The organism is Amycolatopsis balhimycina FH 1894 (genome assembly GCF_000384295.1).
Lineage (GTDB): Bacteria > Actinomycetota > Actinomycetes > Mycobacteriales > Pseudonocardiaceae > Amycolatopsis > Amycolatopsis balhimycina.
The window spans coordinates 6730802-6748590 of record NZ_KB913037.1; the positions used below are offsets into that span (position 1 = coordinate 6730802).

Here is a 17789-nt window from a genome sequence, read left to right on the forward strand (position 1 = left end):
TGGAGCACACCACGGTGTCCGGACCGGCCGTTGGCCGGCCCGGACACACCAGCGGAGAGGATCACTTCCCGCTCGGCGCCCCGTCCTTGGGCTTGCCGCCCTCCTTCTTGGCGAACTCCTCCTTCACCTTGCGCAGCCCGTCCAGCAGCCGCTGCGGGGTGGTCCCCAGGCCCTTGGCGATGGCGATGAACACCGGATCCTTGGTGACGTCGTCGCCCTTGCCGCCGACCTTGTCGAGGTCCTTGAACACCTGCCGGGCCCGGTCTTCGCTGATCTTCAGCTCGGCGGCCAGCAGCTTGACCACCTCGGCCGGAACGCCCGCCTCCTTACCGGGAACGGGTTTGCCGGGTCCGGGTTTACCGGACAGTGCCTCCAGCACCTTTTCCGCACGGGCAACCGTGATCCCCAGTTGCTTGGCGAACGCGGCGATGGCCGTGGTCTTGTCGGTTCCGTTGACCAGAGCGTGTTTCAGGTTGTCCAAGGCGGTGGTCAGCTGCTTGACCGTCACGTGCAAGCTCGCGGCGACTTTGGCGAACTGCTCGTCGTTCTTCTTGCCGTCGTCCTTCTTGTGGTCGGGCTGTGCCGACGACGGAGCCGCCGGAGCCGCTGCCGACGCGGCGGCCGCGCCGGTCACCGCCGTCAGGCTAGCCACAATGGCAGCAGCGACAAGTCTGATCCGAATCCCCATGTGTGTCCTCGCTCGATGCGGGGCACCGGCCCATCCGGTGCCGGCCCCCATCACACCAACTGCACTTCAGCGGGACTTTCACCCAACTTTGGAATCACCTAAGGAACATCGTCGCAGGTTTCGGGTCTGCCCAGACTTCGGTTGACACCGGAGTCGACTGTTCTTCAAGCCGCTGGTGCGGTCGTGTAGCTGGCCTGAAACTCGACCGGGGTGAGTTTGCCGAGGGCGCGTTGGCGGCGTTCCTGGGTGACGAACTCAAGCTCGAACTCTCCCAGGACAAGACGCTGATCACCCACGCCCGCACAGGCGCGGCCCGGTTCCTCGGCTACGAGATCACCGTCCAGCACAACGACACGAAGAAGACCGGCCGTTACCGACGCGTCAACGGGCAGGTCGCCCTCCGTGTCCCTCTGACGGTGATCAAGGCCAAGTCCGCCCCTTACCTGCGCCGCGGCCAACCCGCCAAGCAGAAGGCCCTGACCTGCTCGCCGGGGACGTTTACCGGCTCCGCCGGCTGCGCTGGGTCATGGAGACTTCCATGCTCAAGACCCCGGCAGGCACGCACCGCTCGTCGATGTCGAAGATGGCGACCAAACACAAAGCCAAAATTCAGACACCGCACGGGCCGCGCACCTGCTTCGAGGCACGCATCGAGCGCGATGGCAGGCAGCCGCTGGTCGCACGGTTCGGCGAAACACCACTCCACCGGCAGAAAACGGCGACGGTCATCGATCGTCAGCCGGTCCGGGTCGACTATCCGCACAAGGAGCTCGTGTCACGGCTTCTCGCGGATACCTGCGAGATATGCCAGCGAACGGGCGACGTTCAGGTCCACCACGTCCGCACGCTCGCAGACCTCGGCGAACCCGGGCCACTACAACCCTTGTGGGCCAAAGCGATGGCGAACCGGCGACGCAAGACCCTCGTAGTCTGCGCCTCCTGCCACGACCAGATCCACACGGGACAACCGGCCGCACCACTCACGCAGTAGTCACTGGAGAGCCGGATGATCGGGAAACCATCAAGTCCGGTTCGGCGGGAGGCCGCGCGGAAAAGGACCAGCCCACAGCTGGCACGTCGCTGCGCGGCCGACCCATCCTCCTGGCTGCTGCGGTTCAAACGCCTCGGGCTGCGCTACGACCGGACCGAACGCACCACGCTGGCGCTACTCACGCTGGCCTGCACCGTGATCAACGTCCGCCGGCTCATAAAGATCGAGCTCAGCGACCAGGTCTAACGCATCCGTTCACTCGTTTGGGATACATCGGTAGCTCTGTGTCGTTGGGTGGAGGTGACTGGTGAGCTTCTGAGCGCGGAGCAGGTCCTCGGGTCGGGACGGGGCCCCCGTCACCACGAGGGAGATCGATCTCCTGGAGGAGGCTGCAGCCGCGTTGCTGACGGCACCATCGACGGGGATGAACGAGCACTCTCGTCGGGAAGTGATCAGCCATCGGTGGGGCCGCCTCTTCAGAGGCGTTCGATGCGGTCGGCCTGCGGGCCCCGGTCGCTCTGACGCACCGTGTACCGGACCCGGTCACCCTTCTGCAGCGGTTCCGACCCCATGATCACGGACGCGTGGGCGAAGAGATCGTCGCCGCCTGCGTCCGGGGTGATGAAGCCGAAGCCGCGGTCGTCGTCGTAGCGCGCGACGACGCCCTCGCCGCCTCGTACGGGCACGTCCCGCGCCGCCGGCCCTGCGGCCGCGGCAGGTGCCGACCGCTGCGGCGCCGTCTGGGGCTCGGCGCCCCGGACCAGGTGCACGTCGCGGGCCTGCGGGCCCTTGTCTCCACTGGCCACCTCGTAGGCGACGCGGTCGCCCTCCGCGAGCCACGTCAGCCCCTCGGCCAGGGCCCGGGCGTGAACGAAGACGTCCCCGGCGCCGGAGTCGGGGTTGATGAAGCCGAAGCCCTTGTCCTCGTCGTACCAGGCCACCGTGCCGTCGGCACCGTCCGCGATACCAGCCGCAGCGGGTGAGCCGGCCCCTGCCCCCAGCGGGATCACGTGCCCGGCCTGCGGGCCGCGCTCGCCTTCGACGATCAGGAAGGCCACCCGCTGCCCCTCGGTGACCACGCCGCCGGTCACGATGGCGGAGCTGTGCACGAAGATGTCGGCGCCGCCGCCGTCCGGCGACGCGAAGCCGTACCCCTTGCCCGGCTCGTACCAGTTGATGGTGCCGAGCAGGCCCACGGCGCTGCCGGTGGCCGCATCGGCGGTGACGCGAACGCGCAGCGCCTGGGGCCCGCGGTCGTTCTCGCCGACCTCGAACACGACGGCCTGACCCTCGCGGAGCAGTTTCGCGCCGCCGTCCCCGACGATCTCGGAGGCGTGCACGAACACGTCCGGCGAGCCGTCCTCGGGCGCGAGGAAGCCGAAACCCCGTTCGGCGTCGAACCAACGGACGGTCCCTTGCGGCATCAATGACTCCAGGTCGAGAGGGCGGGCACTGGCCCCCAGTCTCTCTGACAGACCTCGCGGTCCGTCGGCCGGGCCCACAGGCGGGCGGTGCGGAGCCAGGGGCGGGCCGTTGGTTCACCTAGCGACACGCCGAGTTTTGAGACCAGGTCCAAGCACGCCCGCGGTGCTGTGGGCACGCCGCGCACCGTCACGCTGTAGCCCCCGCTCGCCTGCGGTGCCATCGCTGTCATCGAGGCGCGCGTCGGCCGGGGGTTCAGCCTGGTCGCTTATCCCGGCGCGGGGACGTTGGCCGGTCGAGTCGAACTCCGAATCGACGGCATCGAGGTCGGTGCGGTCATGGCGAGTCCGTACGTCGAACGCCGGATGGCCACCTCGACTATGTCCACGTCGCCGCTGGCCACTGGCGCCTCGCCTTCGGCCGAGGACGTTTCCAGCACGGCGACGAGCGCAAGCGTGGCGACGACGACAAGCCGCTACGGCCCCACTTCTTGACGAGTGCACGGATTTTTCAGTGCAGTTGTGACAGGGGGTTTGCCCCAGCTGTGCCCCAGTAGAATTGGTGAGAGGACCGCCGGTGTTTGGTTCGAACAATGGTTCGGGTGGCACACGACCGTGGGCTGGAGGCAGTCGAACAGCATCAAGTCGAGCTGCGCCGTGCAGCCTGAACCTGCACCTACGACCTGTGTCAGCCGCGCGGCCGGTCCCCGTGTTGGGCGACCGAGCGCCGCTTGCCGAGGCGCATTCGGCGGCATGACAGGACGGCCGAATCAAGCGATTCGAGTGTCCGAGGCAGGCTGGAGCACGTCGAGATCGACGGCGGCGGGATGGGGCTGGCCGTGTCGGGTGCGGCGCGGCCGTCGGTCGGCGGGCTGAACACGCGCGACGTCGCCGAAGCCGCTGTCCGGGTGGCGGACGCGGCACTGTCGCTGTCCGACAGCCAGCTCTTCCGGTCAGGCAAGGAGGGGGTGCACGCGGGCTCGGATGCGGACCTGTCGATGACACGCTGCCGGGTCCAGGAAAGCAAAGGCGCGGGCTGCACGTTCGCCGAAGGCGCGTCCGGCAGTGTGCTCGACTCCGAGTTCTCCGGCGGCTCCGCCGACGGGATCCTGCTGGAGACCGGTGAAGCCGTCACCGCGAAGGGGTGCACGGTCCGGGACAACCACGGCAGCGGTATCCGGCAGCTCCGGCCGAGCAAGGCGATCGAAGTGCTGGAGCTGATCAGCAGCGGTAACCTCGCGAACGACGAGTACGGCACCGCGGCCTGCGCCGGTGCAACCCCGCCCGCCGCGCCCGTCGGCGCGGGGTCGACGCGCCCGGCATCCGGCACCGATCCCCTGGCGGTACTCCAGGGGCTGGTCGGGCTGGCCGCGCGACGCATCCGGCCGCGCAACTGCCGGACCCGGCGCTGGGCTGGGGCACGGTGAACCCGCTGTCCGTGGTGACCGCCGTGCTCCCCGAGGAGGGCGGCAGCGGCAGGCCCGCCGCCGTCGTCCCGCCCGACGCCCGGCGTGACTTCGCGCGACGAGCTCGGCCCGGTGCTGGCCGTGGCGGGGGTGATCGGCGCGGACTGCCTCGCGCTGACGGTGCTGCTGCTGACCAGGCTGTACCGGTCCGGACGCAGGCGCGGCCGGCGCCCCGCCCGCGTACTGGAAGCCACCACGCCGGAGAACGGTCTCGGGGAACATCGGCACAGTGGTTGATGAACAGGCCAAGGTGTACTGGACGTCCGCCGAGGCGCCGACGAGGCCCGAGCTGGAGCAGTTCTTCTTGCACGTGGGCAGATCGACGTACTCCGCTTGGGTGATCGAGATCGGTTCGCGAGCGCGCACCCTTCCGGCACCTCCGTCCGCCGTCCGGCCAGCACCAGAACCGTGTCCGATCTGGCTCGCCACCCCCATCTTCTCGGCAGCCCGAGTCGGTGACCGGATGGCTCCTCGATCGAACGCCGACCACCAGAAGGCGGATACGTGGGTGACCCACTTCGGAGACCCGGTCGCGTGCAACGCTACCGCCGCGCAAACCCAATACTTGTTGTGACTATGACGCGGCAATCAACTCCGGCAAGCGGTGGTGATCGGCCTGACCTGCGTCGCGGTGATCTCGAGGAGACTTTCCGGCGTCTGTTCGACGAGCACGCCGCGGTCCTGCACCGCTATCTGGTCGGGAGGATCGGTGCCGACATCGCCGGTGACCTGCTCAGCGAGACGTTCCTGACCGCGTTGCAGCAGCGCGACCGCTACGACGCCGAGCGAGGAAGCGCCCGGTCCTGGCTGTTCGGTATCGCGACAAACCTACTGCGTACGGAGGTCCGCAACGAGGTCGCTGCCCAACGCAAGCAGTTGCACCTGGCCGCGCACGAGCACAGCAGACGGGTTGTGCACGGGCATGCCGATCGGGTGGCCGAACGGATCGACGCGCAGACCCGGGTGCAGCACCTGGCTAGGGCGTTGGCGGAACTCTCGCCGAACGATCTGGACGTGCTGCTGCTGACCAGTTGGGCGGAACTGACGCCGACCGAGATCGGCGAGACGCTCGGTGTTCCCGCCGGCACTGTGCGCTCCCGCCTGCACCGGACCCGGCGCTTGCTGAGGGCTTCCGCGGCACCCAGCTCCGCGCGCGATGAGGAAGGAGTACAGGCCGATGACTGAGGACAACGTCCACCGCTTGTGGACCGACGAAGAGCTGGACGAAGGGCTGATCTTGATGCGCCCCGGCGAACTCGCCAACCGGCAGCCCCTGGCCGAGGCACGAAACACACTGTTGAACGCAGTACGCTCACTCGAAGGAAGGGACACCCTGGTGACCGACACCGACCCAGTGACCGAGCCGGCACGAAAGCCAGGGCTCCCCGCCGGACGGCGCTGGTGGCTCAGCGCGGCGGCCGCCGCGGTAGTGGTCGTTGCCGTCGGCGCCACCGTGGCGAGCACCGGCGGAGACCACGGTGCCCCCTCGGCCCAGTCGACGTCGTCGGTGCCGGCGGTGAAATTCGCGTCGGTGCAGCAGGCCCTGGACAAAGCGGCCGACATGATCCATGTCACGGGCGAGGCGCCCATTCCCGCAGGGAAATTCCGGTACACCGAGACCCGCGGCTGGTACATGGTCGCCAGCAAGGAGCGCCAGTTCGCTTTCCTCGCCGAAGAGTTGAAGCAGACCTGGCAGCCGAGCGACTTCGACAGTGAATGGCTGCTCAAGATCGGGCAGACGGGGAACAAGCAGTGGCTGCTGGGCAACGAGCAAACCGCCACCACCACCGAGGGCCAGAACGTGAACGAAATCCGTCAGTCCGGTGAGTGGCGCGCGCGGGGTGGCCAGTTCCCCGAGAAAGCGTTGATCTTCGCCGGTCGGGGCGCCGGCAAATGGGGCGCACCCACCAAGCAGCAGCTGGCCGACTTGCCCCGCGACCCGCAACAGCTCTACGACCTCATGCTCAAAGATCCCTATCTGGTGAACAAGCCCCGCGGCGGAGGTGTGCTGACACTCGCGGCCGATCTGCTGAAGACCGGTGTCGTACCCGCCGATCTCAAGGAAGCGGTGTACCGCGCGGTGGCCAAGATCCCCGGGCTGAAGATCACCGCACAGGTGGCGAATCTGGACGGCCGCAAGGGCGTCGCCCTGGGTGTCACACCCCCGGACGGTGGCTATCTCTACGAGATCATCGTCGATTGCGACACCGGCGAGTTCATCGGGGAACGGACGACCCTGCTCATGCCAGGAGGCGAAGGGGGGATCGAAGGCATCAAAGCCAACACCGTGGCCGCCTACAGTTCGGTCCGCACCGCCATCACCGACCAGGCGGGGACCGTTCCAGCGGGAAACTGACCGGCCCACAAGGCCGACCAGAGTGGACCCGGCACTCGCTCCTGGGCGGGCGCCGGGCCCACCAAAGCCGCGCCGACCAGCCAAAAAGGCCCACTTAACCAGCGGGTTTGGGATTCGAGTCCCGGATGGCGCACACCCACCACCCCAGTGGCGCCTGCAGCAGCCAGGCGGTGGTGGCTTCCGAAAGTGGTACGAGCACGGTCAGGCCGTGTTCGACCGCGGCCAGCAGTTCTGCCTGCCGCGGCTGGTCCGCGACCAGCACGAGCCGGGTGGTGGAGGTCAGCATGTCCCGCAGGCCGTGTTCGGCGGCTACCACCACGACGTCTGCCTCGGCTTGCTCGTCGACCAGTTCGATGCCGACACTTTTCCGGAGTTCGGCGAGCAGGCCCACCCGGACGAGCGGATCGGCTGCGCAGACTCCACGCGGATGTGTGGCCGGCGTCGCCGGCCGGGCAGCGAGCGGCCGGCCGGCCGGGCCGTGGATGACGACATGTGTCCGGAAGACCGTATGGGGAGGGAAAGTGCAAGATTCCGTGGGGGCAGCTTCTGTGCCGGTTAGTTCTGCCGGTCGGGTGGAGGTTGTGGACGAAACGGGTGAGCGGCAGTCACCGTTCGGGAAGCTCCTGTTGAGCTGTCGGCGTGCGGCGGGTCTGAGCCAGGCGCAGCTGGCCGAGGCGTCGGGGGTCAGCGTGCGCGCGCTGCGGGAGCTGGAGCGTGGTCGCGCGCAGGCGGCTCAGCAGCGTTCTGCAGAGGTGCTGGCGGACGCGCTGGGGCTTGCCGGGCGGGAGCGTGCGTTGTTCCTGGCCGTGGCCAAGGAGGGCCGCCGTCGTGGTGGGCGCTCCTCCGGCGCCTGCCCGAACAAGCAGGATAAGTGGTCGACGTGAATTCACCCTCGATCACCGGCGAGGCGCGCGCAAGGCTTTGCAGTTAGCGCTTCCAGTCGGTCGAAACGGCCGATTCATGGGTGGATCGAGTTTGGCCAAAAGCGCAATTCGCGCCGTCATTCCGGGCAGTCGCGCAACCATCCAAGACGATCAGGCGTCATCCCGATGAATGGCAATGTAATGGCAGAAGGGATTAACATGGGGCGACTGAACGGCATGACGGTGACGGTGGGAGCAGTGATAGCCCTCGTCGGCGTGGCCAATCCAGCTGTAGCGGTGACACCTGGGGCCACGCCTACGGGGGTGGCCCGTCCGGCTTCGTCCATTCACTGGCAGGCATGCGACGCACACCCGGCGCTGGACTGCGCGACCGTGCCGATGCCGATCGACTGGAGCGTACCCGCCGGGCCGACGACACCGATCTCCGTCGTTCGGGGGAAAGCCGCCAAACCCCAGCAGCGCAAGGGCGTGCTCATCGTCAACCCCGGTGGGCCGGGTGGTTCCGGGGTCGACTTCGCGACCGACATCATCGAAAACCACGTCATGTCGCAGTCCCTCACGGACAACTTCGACGTCGTCGGGTTCGATCCGCGTGGCGTGGCACGCAGTGCCCAGCTCACCTGCGACGATGCCGTGCTGAACGACTGGGTCAATTTCTATCCGGAAACCGAGCCGGACTACCGCGGCATGCTCGATCACAACGACCGCTTGGGCCGCAGTTGTGTGCAGTACAGCGGACCCTTGGCCGATCACGCTGACACGACCAGTGTGGTACGGGACGTGGACGCTCTGCGGCACGCACTGGGCGAGGACAAGATCAGCTACTACGGCAAGTCCTACGGCACCCAGATCGGCCAGCAGTACGCCGAACTGTTCGGTGAGCACCTGCGCGCGTTGGCCTTGGATTCCAATCTGGACCACAGTGTGGACACCATGGGTTTCCTCGTCCCCCAGAACCAGGCGTTCGAGGACTCCTTCACCGACTTCGCGGCCTGGTGCCGGCGCACCCCTGCCTGCTCGCTGCACAACCGCGACGTGCTGGCCCTCTGGGACGATCTCTACGCCAAGGCGACTGCGGGGAAGCTGACCCGTCCCGGCAGCAGCTACGCCCTGTCGGTCGCCCAGCTCCGTGAGGAGGTCCTGTACCCCTTCATGTACGACCCGGCTGGGTGGCCCGAGCTGGCGGACTGGCTCAAGTCGCTCGCCGACGGCACTCCCGGGTCGCTTCGCGCCCAGTCGCAGGATCCGGGAGCCCGCAGTGAACTGCCTATCTGGTGCGGTGACTGGAAATGGAACGAGGTCGACAGCTTTGCCGCCCTGTCGGCGTACCGGAAACGGTCAGAGGTCGTCGCCCCGCACACGCGTCTCAGCCCGTTCTACACCCAGCTCACCGGATGTCTGGGCTGGAGCGGTCAGGTGAACAACCCCCAACACCGGCTCCATGTCACTCAGGCACCTCCGATCCTGATGACCAACAGCATCCATGACGTGGCCACCCCGTACCAGTGGGCGCGGTCCGTCGCCGCTCAACTGCCGACGTCCACCCTTCTTGCCTACGACGGCACCGGACACGGCACTTACCGGCTCAGTTCCTGCGTGCGTGCGGCAGTCGACACCTACCTGCTCACCCTCCACACGCCGGCCCCCGGCACCCACTGTCCCGCCGAATGGCCGACCACAGGTGACGCTGGGACGGCTCGCCCGGCCACGCTGCCGGATTCACCGCCGGTCAGACAACGATAGAGCTGCCAGGCAAGGGGGGCCGCGTCATCCGGGCGCGGGCTTTTTGTGGTGTTGGCGGGCCAGCCGGCTGCCGCGCCGCCGACCACCCTGTAGCGAACCGGACAGCGGATTGCTGCCCGCTGTCCGGGTTTCGAGCGTTGTCAAACCCGTCTGCGAAGGGGACCGCTCATGCATCCTTCCAACCGTCGTGCCCGGAGACAGCCAACTCGGCCGGAGGGCGGACTGAACCGCCGCCGGTTGATCGGCCTGTCAGCGAGGTTCGGACTCGGCATCGCCCTCTCCACGACCGGCACCGGCCAGGCCACCTCCCGGGCTGATCCCGCCCACGCGTTCGAGCCCTACGAACCGCTGTCCGGTGGCGGGTTCACCGGCCCCTCGGTCGCCGCTTCGCCCGATCCCCTCCCTGTGGTGTGGTGAGGGGGTCGCGTGGTGGTGCGTGTCCAGGACCGCTCCATAGGCGACAGAGAGGAAGCTGATTCGACGAAGAACCTCGTTGTGCGACCGGATCGGGGCTAGCGACGGGTTCGGCGGCGTCGGGCGGGCCGACTGGGAGCCTGGCCTCGGTGGTTCGGTCCGCGGCTGCCGGCGGCGACGATCGCGCGGAGGTCCTCGTCGGTGAAGCGAAGGTACTTGCCGACGAAGGTGCAGGGGATGAGGCGTTGGCCGGCTTTGCGGCGGAGCCAGGACTCGCCGATGGTCAGCCGCTCGGCTGCAGCGGCCGGTGTGTAGAGGAGCTGGCCTGTGGTGCCGGCGGGGGAGTCGTTGGGCTCGGACTGCCTTGGTCGCCCGAGCGGTTCGGCGTCGGACTGCCGAAGTGGGTCATCGGTTTGCATGGCGTCCTCGGAGTGCGCGACGGGTCGTGGTCGCTGCTAACTCCGTTCGACCGCGTCCGGGGAGACAGGACGGCAGTGATACGCGGCCAACCGCGTCGAGGGTGGCGCAGGTTGGTGGCGGGACATGTGGCCGACGCCGCGAAGGCGCTGCCTCAGAGGTAACTGGTCAGGTCATGGAATTGCGGGCAGCCAGGGGTTTCCCTCGGCGAGTGTGACGAGGGTGTCGAAGAAGTGGTGGCCGTGTTTGGCTGCGGTGGATAGGTAGCTGCGTATGGCGCAGAACTGCCCGGCTCCGGCGAGGGTACGGAGGCAGCCGGAGATCTTCTGCCGCAGCTTGATCATGCGAATGTCACGTTCGGAGCCGTTGTTGTCGGCGGGGATCCGCCAGTCGGTGGTGAAGCGGAGGTAGTCGTCTTGCCGGTTGATCAGTCTGCGGGCGAGTGCGTTGTGCTTGCACGCCAGCGCATCCACTCGATCGGCGGTCTGGGTGATCCCGACCTGGGCGGCGGAACGGTAGCGGCGGATCTGGATGGTCAGCGCGTCGGCATCCACCGCGTCGGCACCGGCGGCGATCGCCTCGGCCACCAGGTGTTGCATCGCGACGAGCGCGTCAGCGACCTGGGTTGCCCAGCACCATGGGCTCTCCGGCGGCACGGTTTCGGTCACGGCCTGCAATTCGCGCAGCGCGTGGGCACAGCAGAGTTGATGGTCGGCATCGAGGTAGGTGTCATACGGTGCCCACGCGTCGTGCACGGCGACCCCACGGAACCGACCGAGCACACCGGCGTCGTCGATACCCGCGCGGCCGCGTTTGGGGTGACACGTGATCAGGGTGTACTTCTCAGTGCGGGCGCAGTGCACCCAGTGCAGCGTCCCGGCGACGCGAAGCCCGGTCTCGTCGAACCCGGCCACTGCGGCCGCTGCAATCAGGTCACGCAGACGGGTCAGGAAGTCGGTCAACCCGTCGGCGGCGCGTGCGGTCATCGCTGCCACCGTGCCCTGCGAGATCGGGGTACCGAACAGCTCAGCCAACGCGGTCGCGGTGCGTTTCTTCGACAGGAACTGCCCGACATACAGATAGAGGACGATCGCGGTGATCCGCGGCCCGTACTGCACCGGCGCCGTCACCCCAGCCGGCGCTGCGCCGCAGGTGGTGGTCCCACACTCACAGCGGCGCGCGATGAGCTGGTGCTCGGTCACCCGCACCGTGATCGGCGGCAGATCGAACACCTGCCGCCGCTCCACCCCGACCTCCGCCGCGAAGGCCAGATCCGCACCACAACCGGAACAAGGACCGGGCTCATGCCGCACTCGCTCATGCGGATCGGTGACCTGCGCCAGCGTCGACCCCGGATGCCCGGACTGCCCGCCCGGCTTGCGGCCGCTCCTGCGCCGCAACGACTTCGGCGCCGGCTTCACAAACGGCGAATCCGATGACGGTGGCTTCGACGAGTTCCGGCTGTTCTGCCCCAACTGCCGCCGGAGTTCAGCGTTCTCGGCCCGCAAAGCAGCGACCTCAACCCGCAACTCCTCGATCACCGCCGCCTGCCGCACCACCAGGGCGGCAAGCTCGTCATACGACGGACGCCCATCCCCGGCCTGCACAACAAGATCATCTCACGGGGGCAAACACACCCCGGAAACGACCTGACCAGTTACCCTCAGAGAACCTTTGGTGATGCGCCTGTTCGGGGGACGCTACTGGGGCACTTTTCGTGACCCCATTTCGCCGCCGTCGGCGCGGTGCCCCAGTTTTGCCCCAACTACCGACCGGTAGCTGAACTTCTTCCTGACGAAACTCTAGATCCGGCATAACGAAAAAACCGCCCTACATGGATCTTCGAATCTGTTGCTCAGAATGTTCCTCCCGTCCTGGGCGACGGGTCACCGTGGCGGCGGTTGGCAGGTAGGTGTCGGCTCGCCAGACTGAAGAACATGAGACGACTGTGCGCGCCTGTGTTGCTCGCCGCGGTGTCGCTGGCGATCGGAGTGATAGTTGCTGGACCAGCGTACGCCGACAGCGTGCACTATGACTGCGTGAGCGTGGCGTACTTCCCGATGTTGGTGGCTCAACCCGTTCTCGGCAGTGGGTGTACTGGACCGGCCGCCGGCGGTCCGGGCACGGTGACCCGGACCTCTGACCGGGTTACGTACGCGTGCTCGAACCTGTCCCTTTCGACCACGAACGGCGTTACCCTGTTGCATGGCCAATACTGCCGCCAACTCCTCTGAGTCGACGTGGCAGCGCACCAGCCGGTCACCCATCAGGTGGCGGTCGGGAGGTGTTAGCAGTGCGCGCATAAGTCCTGGGTGGCGTCGATGGCGCATTGATGATCGGCTGGATCTGTCCACAATAGCCACAAGGGTGCGCGACGGTGCGATAGCAGCGACGCCATTCTGGTCCGTCTGCGCGTACGGTCTGAGGCCGCGCCAACCGATCGAACACCGCGCAACCACTTAGTTAAGGCCGTTTTCGCAGTTAAGAGCCGGTCTACCTTCCGGAGCCAGGTGGGAGTGAGGTTATTCGATCTTTAGCGGTCGAGCTCGAGACCGCCTACGCCCTCGACTCGCCAGGCTGCTTCGTGACTTGCAGATCCCGTCCGAATCGGCGTTGACGGTGTTCCTGGCCGCACGCAACCAGCGCTGTCAGCCCACTCTCACGAAGGGTGCTGACGCCAGCCGACGCGGCGAGCCCATGCGCCTTGCTCTGCCCGGCGTTGCGCAAGATCGGACGGTGCCGGTTCGTCGAGCGACGCGCGCATTCGAGCGATGGCGTCCGCCATCAGCGGCAGTCCCAGTTCGGCCCGCCGCCGGTCGACCAGCTCGGGATCGTCCATCGGCTTGGGGTTGAGTTCGCCGTTCTCGTCCCAGTCGAACTGTGTCCCGTACAGCTGAGGCTGGCCCTCGAAGCTACGGATTCGGTCGTCAAGCATGGCCACCTGGACAGGTCCACATCGCCTGCCGCCCTGAGCAGTTCAAGGGCACGCCGCTGCAGGGCAGGATCACTGATCGCGTGCTGCACAATCAACCAGGCGGCGTCCGCTCCAGCCTTGCCGACACGATCACGGCCGGGCCGGCCACCGGCGTCCAGGATCTCGGTCAACCGTGCGGCGCTACGGACGTGCACCTGCTCCATTTCGGGGTGGTAAACCTCAAACAGACTGCCATCGGCAGCCAGCCGATCCCGGACCGACTCGTCCAACGCGGCCATGCCAAGTGCGCGACGCCTTCTGGAGTGGCTGGCCGCCACGGATGTGCGCTGGCTGGTCGTGCTGGACGACCTGCGAAGTCCGGGCGACCTGACTGGATTGTGGCGACCCGTCACAGCATTTGGCAGGACGCTGGTGACCACTCGACGTCAAGATGCGGCGTTGCGTGGTCATCGCCGCCGGATACATCAAGCCGATGTGTTCACCGAATCGGAGGCGAAGGCCTATCTGACGACGTCACATGACCGGACGTGTGCGTGGGAGATTGTTCTCATGGCAGCTGGAGAGACCGCGGGACTTGAGGGCGTGCTCGAGACCGATCGTCTGCTGCTGCGGCCGTGGCGGGTGGCCGAGGCGGCTGTGCAGCGCGAGTTGTGGTTCGAACGTGATCCGCGAGTGCCGCCGCATCGGCGGATCGATGCTGCCGGCCATCCCACTGTTGCGGAGCTCGAGCAGGCGATTCGTGCGGGCCGGTCGTCGGCTGGGTTGCTGGCGGTCGAGCGGAAGGCCACCGGTGACGTGATCGGCTATTGCGGGCTGATCGATGACGGGCGGAGATTCGAGGGAGAACCGGAGTTGGTATTCGAGCTGCTGCGTCGGACTTGGGGGCGTGGCTACGCGACGGAGGCTGCGATGGCTGTGGTGGAGTGGGCCAGGTCGGCCGGGTACGGACGTTTGTGGGCCACGGTGTGGGAGTGGAACACTGCCTCCCGCCGCGTGCTGGAGAAGCTCGGGTTCACCAAAGCCGGGCGTGAGCAGGTGGACGCGGTCCACGGAAGCTCCTTGGTCACCACCAGGCGGCTGTAGCACGGTCGGTGACTCGCCGGACGTAGGCCCGACCAGCGGCCATGAGCGGACGTTCGGCTGGTCTCGAGCCGGTGGTATCCGCAGTTGTGCTTGTGGTGGGTGAGGTGCTGGGCACTCAAGGGGGCGAGGGCCTGCACGGGCTCCGAACCGTGAAACCCGTACAGGCCTGGCTGCGCCTCGGTGGCTACTGGTTTCGGCCTGCCGTGACGCCGCCGTCGACGTCCCAGATCGCGCCGGTGACCCAGCCGGCCTGGTCGGAGAGGAGGAAGGTGGCCACGGCGGAGACGTCCTCGGTGGTGCCGATCCGGCCGATCGGGTGGAAGTCGTTGAATCCCGCCAGGACGGTGTCGATCTCGGCCGGTGGGATGAAGCCCTCGTAGATGGGCGTGGCTACCACGGCCGGGGAGATGGCGTTGACCCTGATCTTGTGGGCGGCCAGCTCCAGGGCGAGGTGCTGGGTCAGGGTGTGCAGGCCGGCCTTGGCCATCGAGTACGCCGAGGACGGGGTCGCGGCGATGGCCTGCTTCGCCCACATGCTGCCGATGTTGACGATGGCGCCACCGTGGCCGCTGTTCACCATGTTCTGCGCCACGGTCTGGGTGATCAGGAAGGTGGCCTTGTTCAGGTCCAGGTAGGCGTCGTAGTCGGCGGGGGTGTGTTCGAGGAACGGCAGCGGCCTGAACACGCCGGCTGCGTTGACCAGCAACGTCGTGTCAGCGTGCTGGTCGGCCAGTTCCTCGCGCACCCGCCTCACCTCGGCGGGATCGCGCAGGTCGGCGGTGATGCCCCACGCCTGTCCGCGGGTAGCCAGGTCGGCCACGGTCTTCTCGACCCGCTCGAGGCGGGAACCGATGACGACCGCGCTGCCGCCGCGGCTGACGACGTCCTCGGCGATCTGACGGCCCATGCCGCTGCTACCGCCGACTACGACGAGCTTGCGACCAGTGAAGTCCTGTCCCATGGTGGTTCTCCTCATCTGACTACCTACTAGTTGGAAGGTTGATTGGTCATGCAAAAGGGCGCCGCGGTGCCACGCGCGGCGGCCTTCGGTGGTGCGTTTTCAGAGCAGAGCGTCGACCAAGGTCGCCGCCACCGACCGGACCACATCCCGATCCTGTCCAGCGGCGCCGTCCGGCTGCCCGTGAGCGCGGGCCAGGAGCAGTGCTCCCTCCAGGGACGCCAGGTAAGCCTCGGCCGCCGCACCGGTCCGGGTGGCGGGCATGCCCGCCTCGGCCAGCACGCCGGCCACCCATTGCCGCTGATCGGCGAAGAACGCGTCCGTCGCCTGCCGTACCTGAACGGGCAGGCTCTCCGCGTCCACGGCGAAGACGCCGCAGAGGCAGATGCGGCCGCCTTGGGCGAAGGTCTCGGCGTACAGCCCGGCATAACCCACCAGGCGCTGCCGTGCGCCTGCCGCGTCGTCGTCGACGTCCTTTCGCGCTACGGCGAACCGTTCCCGATAGCGTGCGATCAGGGCCTCGGCCAGTGCGGCTTTGGTGGGGAAGTGGTGGTGGATGCTCGGCTTCGTGATGGACAGCTCGGCACTGATGTCGGCGTAGGAGAAGCCGTTGTACCCCCGAACCTGCACCAGTGTCTGAGCGCTGTCCAGGATCCGATCCGCTGTCGTGGTCACGTGACAATTTCTACCTTCTAGTTGGTAGGCGGTCAAGGGGGTGTCCTCGATGAACATCCGAGCCACGGCTACCGCCGTGGGAAGCGCTACGAGGTGACCAGTCCGTAGGACGTGGCGGGGTTGTTGGGTGGGTGCGGACGGGCACGGTGGTGATCACCAGTCGACGGCGCTCAGTGGGCGACCGGCAGCGTCATTGACCTCTCCGGCGGCCAGAGTCTCTGACCGACGGCCGCCGGCCGGGCGAGGTTGTCCATCCAGCTGGCTACCCAAGATTTGGGCAGCCAGCTGGGTCGGTCCCGGCCACCGTCGTTTCTAGGGTTTCGGTATGAGATCACATACCCCCTCTCCTTCGCGCCGCATCATGGCACTGGCTGCGGTCGCCGTACATCACCACCGCGAACGTCGCCCGCGACATGGACGGCATGCGACGGGCGCTCGGTGAGCGCACGGTCTCTTACTACGGCATCTCCTGGGGTACGCGCCTGGGCTCGATCTACCGGGCGCTGTTCCCGCAGACCATCGACCGGATGGTGATCGACAGCTCGGTGGACCCGGACAAGCAGGGCTACGACGACTTCCGGTCGTTCAGCTTCGCGATGGAGGACCGCTGGCCCGACCTGGCCAAGTTCGGCGTCGGCAACGCCGGCACCGTGCATCTCGGCACGACCGCGCGGCAGGTCCGGAAGAACTACCTGGCGCTGGCCGACAAGCTCGACCGTCATCCGGTCCGGCTGGCCGAGACGAAGGCCCCGATCAACGGCAACTTCCTGCGGTTGTTCACCTGGCAGCTGTCCTACAACGACGCCGCCCTGCTCCCGACCGCCGGCGCACCGGTGCCGCCGATGGCGCAGCTGTGGCAGTCGGCCGGTGACGCCGCCGCGGGTCGCGCCACCTCGGCCGACCGTGCGTTCCTGGCCGGGATGGCCAACGACCTGGTCGCACATGGCTCGCTTGCGAACGTCCCGCAGGACAACCTGTTCTCGATCGGCTGGGCGTTCAGCTGCGGCGACCAGGCGTGGCCGCGGGACGTCACGACGTACGCCCGCAACGTCGCGGCCGACCGGGTCGCGTACCCGTTGACCGCCGGTGCTCCGGCCAACTTCGCGCCGTGCTCGGCATGGGCGGTGCAGCCGGTCGAGCGGGCACCGGAAGTGAAGCCGATCGGCAAGCGCAACGTGCTGATCCTGCAGAACGACCGCGACCCGTCCACTCCGCTGCGCGGCGCCCAGGGCATGCGCCGGGCGATGGGCTCGGACGCGGTGCTGGTCACCGTCGACGCGGGCGGCCACGGTGTGCTGATCCACCCGAAGCCGAACGCGTGCGCGATCGGCGCCCTGGACGCGTACTTCAGCGCCGGCAAGCTGCCGGCCGCCGATGTGGCCTGCTCCTGACAACATCATCCGGCTCGGCCTGGGGTTTCCCGGGCCGAGCCGGATCTGTCCAGGCCCCGGCCGGGGCGGTCTCCCTGAGGTAACGCAGCACCGCGGTGACCCGCCGGTCGGCCCGGTCGTCGGGTGCCAGACCGAGCTTGGCGAAGATGTTGCGGATGTGTTTGTGACGCCGCCGTCGCTGATGAACAGTTCGGCGGCGATGGCGGAGTTGCCCAGACCCTGAGCCATCAGTGCCAGCACGTCGCGTTCGCGGGGGCTGAGCCGGCTGAGGATGCTGTCCGGCGGGGCGGCGGTCCGGCGGCCGGCGGTGTCCGGCTCGGCGGCGCCGGCGAGCCGGTGCAGTGAGTCGACCAGGAACATCCCGTAG

18 protein-coding genes and 1 pseudogene are annotated in these 17789 nt (G+C 67.7%); 10 read left to right on the forward strand and 9 right to left on the reverse strand.

Going from position 1 to position 17789, the window contains the following annotated elements:
- Nucleotides 1-61 precede the first annotated feature (61 nt).
- Both A3CE_RS0130845 and A3CE_RS58075 read right to left on the reverse strand, forming a co-directional pair.
- Complete coding sequence (locus A3CE_RS0130845; protein ID WP_020643963.1) at nt 62-634, reverse strand: hypothetical protein; 573 nt, start codon at nt 632-634, stop codon at nt 62-64.
- A 218-nt stretch (nt 635-852) separates the two neighbouring features.
- Nucleotides 853-1146 (reverse strand): hypothetical protein, encoded by a 294-nt coding sequence (locus A3CE_RS58075; protein ID WP_211231861.1) that lies wholly within the window; start codon nt 1144-1146, stop codon nt 853-855.
- Between the two features lie 80 nt (nt 1147-1226).
- Between A3CE_RS58075 and A3CE_RS58810 the strand changes: the two genes are divergently transcribed.
- Together A3CE_RS58810 and A3CE_RS0130860 are read left to right on the forward strand one after the other, a co-directional pair.
- Entirely contained in the window at nt 1227-1679 is a 453-nt protein-coding gene (locus tag A3CE_RS58810) for an HNH endonuclease (RefSeq protein WP_245589614.1), read from the forward strand.
- Nucleotides 1680-1694: 15 nt separating this feature from the next.
- Nucleotides 1695-1925, forward strand: a complete 231-nt coding sequence (locus A3CE_RS0130860; RefSeq protein WP_020643966.1) for a hypothetical protein — start codon at nt 1695-1697, stop codon at nt 1923-1925.
- Nucleotides 1926-2155: 230 nt separating this feature from the next.
- Here the strand turns inward: A3CE_RS0130860 and A3CE_RS59650 are convergent, their stop codons facing one another.
- Nucleotides 2156-3103 (reverse strand): cold-shock protein, encoded by a 948-nt coding sequence (locus A3CE_RS59650; RefSeq protein WP_026469039.1) that lies wholly within the window; start codon nt 3101-3103, stop codon nt 2156-2158.
- An 824-nt stretch (nt 3104-3927) separates the two neighbouring features.
- Here A3CE_RS59650 and A3CE_RS0130870 point away from each other — a divergent pair.
- The 4 genes from A3CE_RS0130870 (at nt 3928) to A3CE_RS0130885 (ending at nt 6922) form a co-directional block, all read left to right on the forward strand.
- Nucleotides 3928-4527 (forward strand): right-handed parallel beta-helix repeat-containing protein, encoded by a 600-nt coding sequence (locus A3CE_RS0130870; protein ID WP_020643967.1) that lies wholly within the window; start codon nt 3928-3930, stop codon nt 4525-4527.
- An 84-nt stretch (nt 4528-4611) separates the two neighbouring features.
- On the forward strand, nt 4612-4803 hold the full coding sequence (locus A3CE_RS0130875) for a hypothetical protein (RefSeq protein ID WP_020643968.1): 192 nt from the start codon (nt 4612-4614) through the stop codon (nt 4801-4803).
- A gap of 339 nt (nt 4804-5142) precedes the next feature.
- On the forward strand, nt 5143-5751 hold the full coding sequence (locus A3CE_RS0130880; RefSeq protein ID WP_020643969.1) for an RNA polymerase sigma factor: 609 nt from the start codon (nt 5143-5145) through the stop codon (nt 5749-5751).
- Entirely contained in the window at nt 5744-6922 is a 1179-nt protein-coding gene (locus tag A3CE_RS0130885) for a CU044_5270 family protein (RefSeq protein WP_020643970.1), read from the forward strand. The genes A3CE_RS0130880 and A3CE_RS0130885 overlap by 8 nt, the downstream gene beginning before the upstream one ends.
- Before the next feature lie 94 nt (nt 6923-7016).
- Here A3CE_RS0130885 and A3CE_RS51890 read toward each other — a convergent pair whose 3' ends face one another.
- On the reverse strand, nt 7017-7313 hold the full coding sequence (locus A3CE_RS51890) for a hypothetical protein (RefSeq protein ID WP_020643971.1): 297 nt from the start codon (nt 7311-7313) through the stop codon (nt 7017-7019).
- Between the two features lie 91 nt (nt 7314-7404).
- On the opposite strand from A3CE_RS51890, the gene A3CE_RS59945 reads away from it, so the two are divergent.
- The gene (locus A3CE_RS59945; protein WP_084642144.1) at nt 7405-7806 is read left to right on the forward strand and encodes a helix-turn-helix domain-containing protein; all 402 of its coding nucleotides are present in this window, start codon (nt 7405-7407) and stop codon (nt 7804-7806) included.
- Between the two features lie 198 nt (nt 7807-8004).
- Complete coding sequence (locus A3CE_RS51895) at nt 8005-9549, forward strand: alpha/beta hydrolase (protein ID WP_043791163.1); 1545 nt, start codon at nt 8005-8007, stop codon at nt 9547-9549.
- 1004 nt (nt 9550-10553) lie between these two features.
- On the opposite strand, the gene tnpC is transcribed toward A3CE_RS51895, so the two are convergent.
- Nucleotides 10554-11987: an IS66 family transposase gene (gene tnpC, locus A3CE_RS51900; RefSeq protein ID WP_026468424.1), complete on the reverse strand. Its 1434-nt coding sequence runs from the start codon at nt 11985-11987 to the stop codon at nt 10554-10556.
- Between the two features lie 1052 nt (nt 11988-13039).
- On the reverse strand, nt 13040-13315 hold the full coding sequence (locus tag A3CE_RS55475; protein WP_020643976.1) for a DUF6624 domain-containing protein: 276 nt from the start codon (nt 13313-13315) through the stop codon (nt 13040-13042).
- Nucleotides 13316-13651: 336 nt separating this feature from the next.
- Between A3CE_RS55475 and A3CE_RS0130925 the strand changes: the two genes are divergently transcribed.
- A complete protein-coding gene (locus A3CE_RS0130925) occupies nt 13652-14398 on the forward strand; it encodes a GNAT family N-acetyltransferase (protein ID WP_245589615.1) in 747 nt (248 codons plus the stop codon).
- Between the two features lie 184 nt (nt 14399-14582).
- Here A3CE_RS0130925 and A3CE_RS0130930 read toward each other — a convergent pair whose 3' ends face one another.
- Both A3CE_RS0130930 and A3CE_RS0130935 read right to left on the reverse strand, forming a co-directional pair.
- On the reverse strand, nt 14583-15359 hold the full coding sequence (locus A3CE_RS0130930; RefSeq protein ID WP_020643978.1) for an SDR family NAD(P)-dependent oxidoreductase: 777 nt from the start codon (nt 15357-15359) through the stop codon (nt 14583-14585).
- 99 nt (nt 15360-15458) lie between these two features.
- On the reverse strand, nt 15459-16031 hold the full coding sequence (locus tag A3CE_RS0130935; protein ID WP_020643979.1) for a TetR/AcrR family transcriptional regulator: 573 nt from the start codon (nt 16029-16031) through the stop codon (nt 15459-15461).
- 386 nt (nt 16032-16417) lie between these two features.
- On the opposite strand from A3CE_RS0130935, the gene A3CE_RS0130940 reads away from it, so the two are divergent.
- Complete coding sequence (locus tag A3CE_RS0130940) at nt 16418-17422, forward strand: alpha/beta hydrolase (RefSeq protein ID WP_260473822.1); 1005 nt, start codon at nt 16418-16420, stop codon at nt 17420-17422.
- Between the two features lie 76 nt (nt 17423-17498).
- Here A3CE_RS0130940 and A3CE_RS58840 read toward each other — a convergent pair.
- Nucleotides 17499-17692, reverse strand: a pseudogene (locus A3CE_RS58840) (LuxR C-terminal-related transcriptional regulator); the annotation flags it as partial.
- Between the last annotated feature and the right edge of the window lie 97 nt (nt 17693-17789).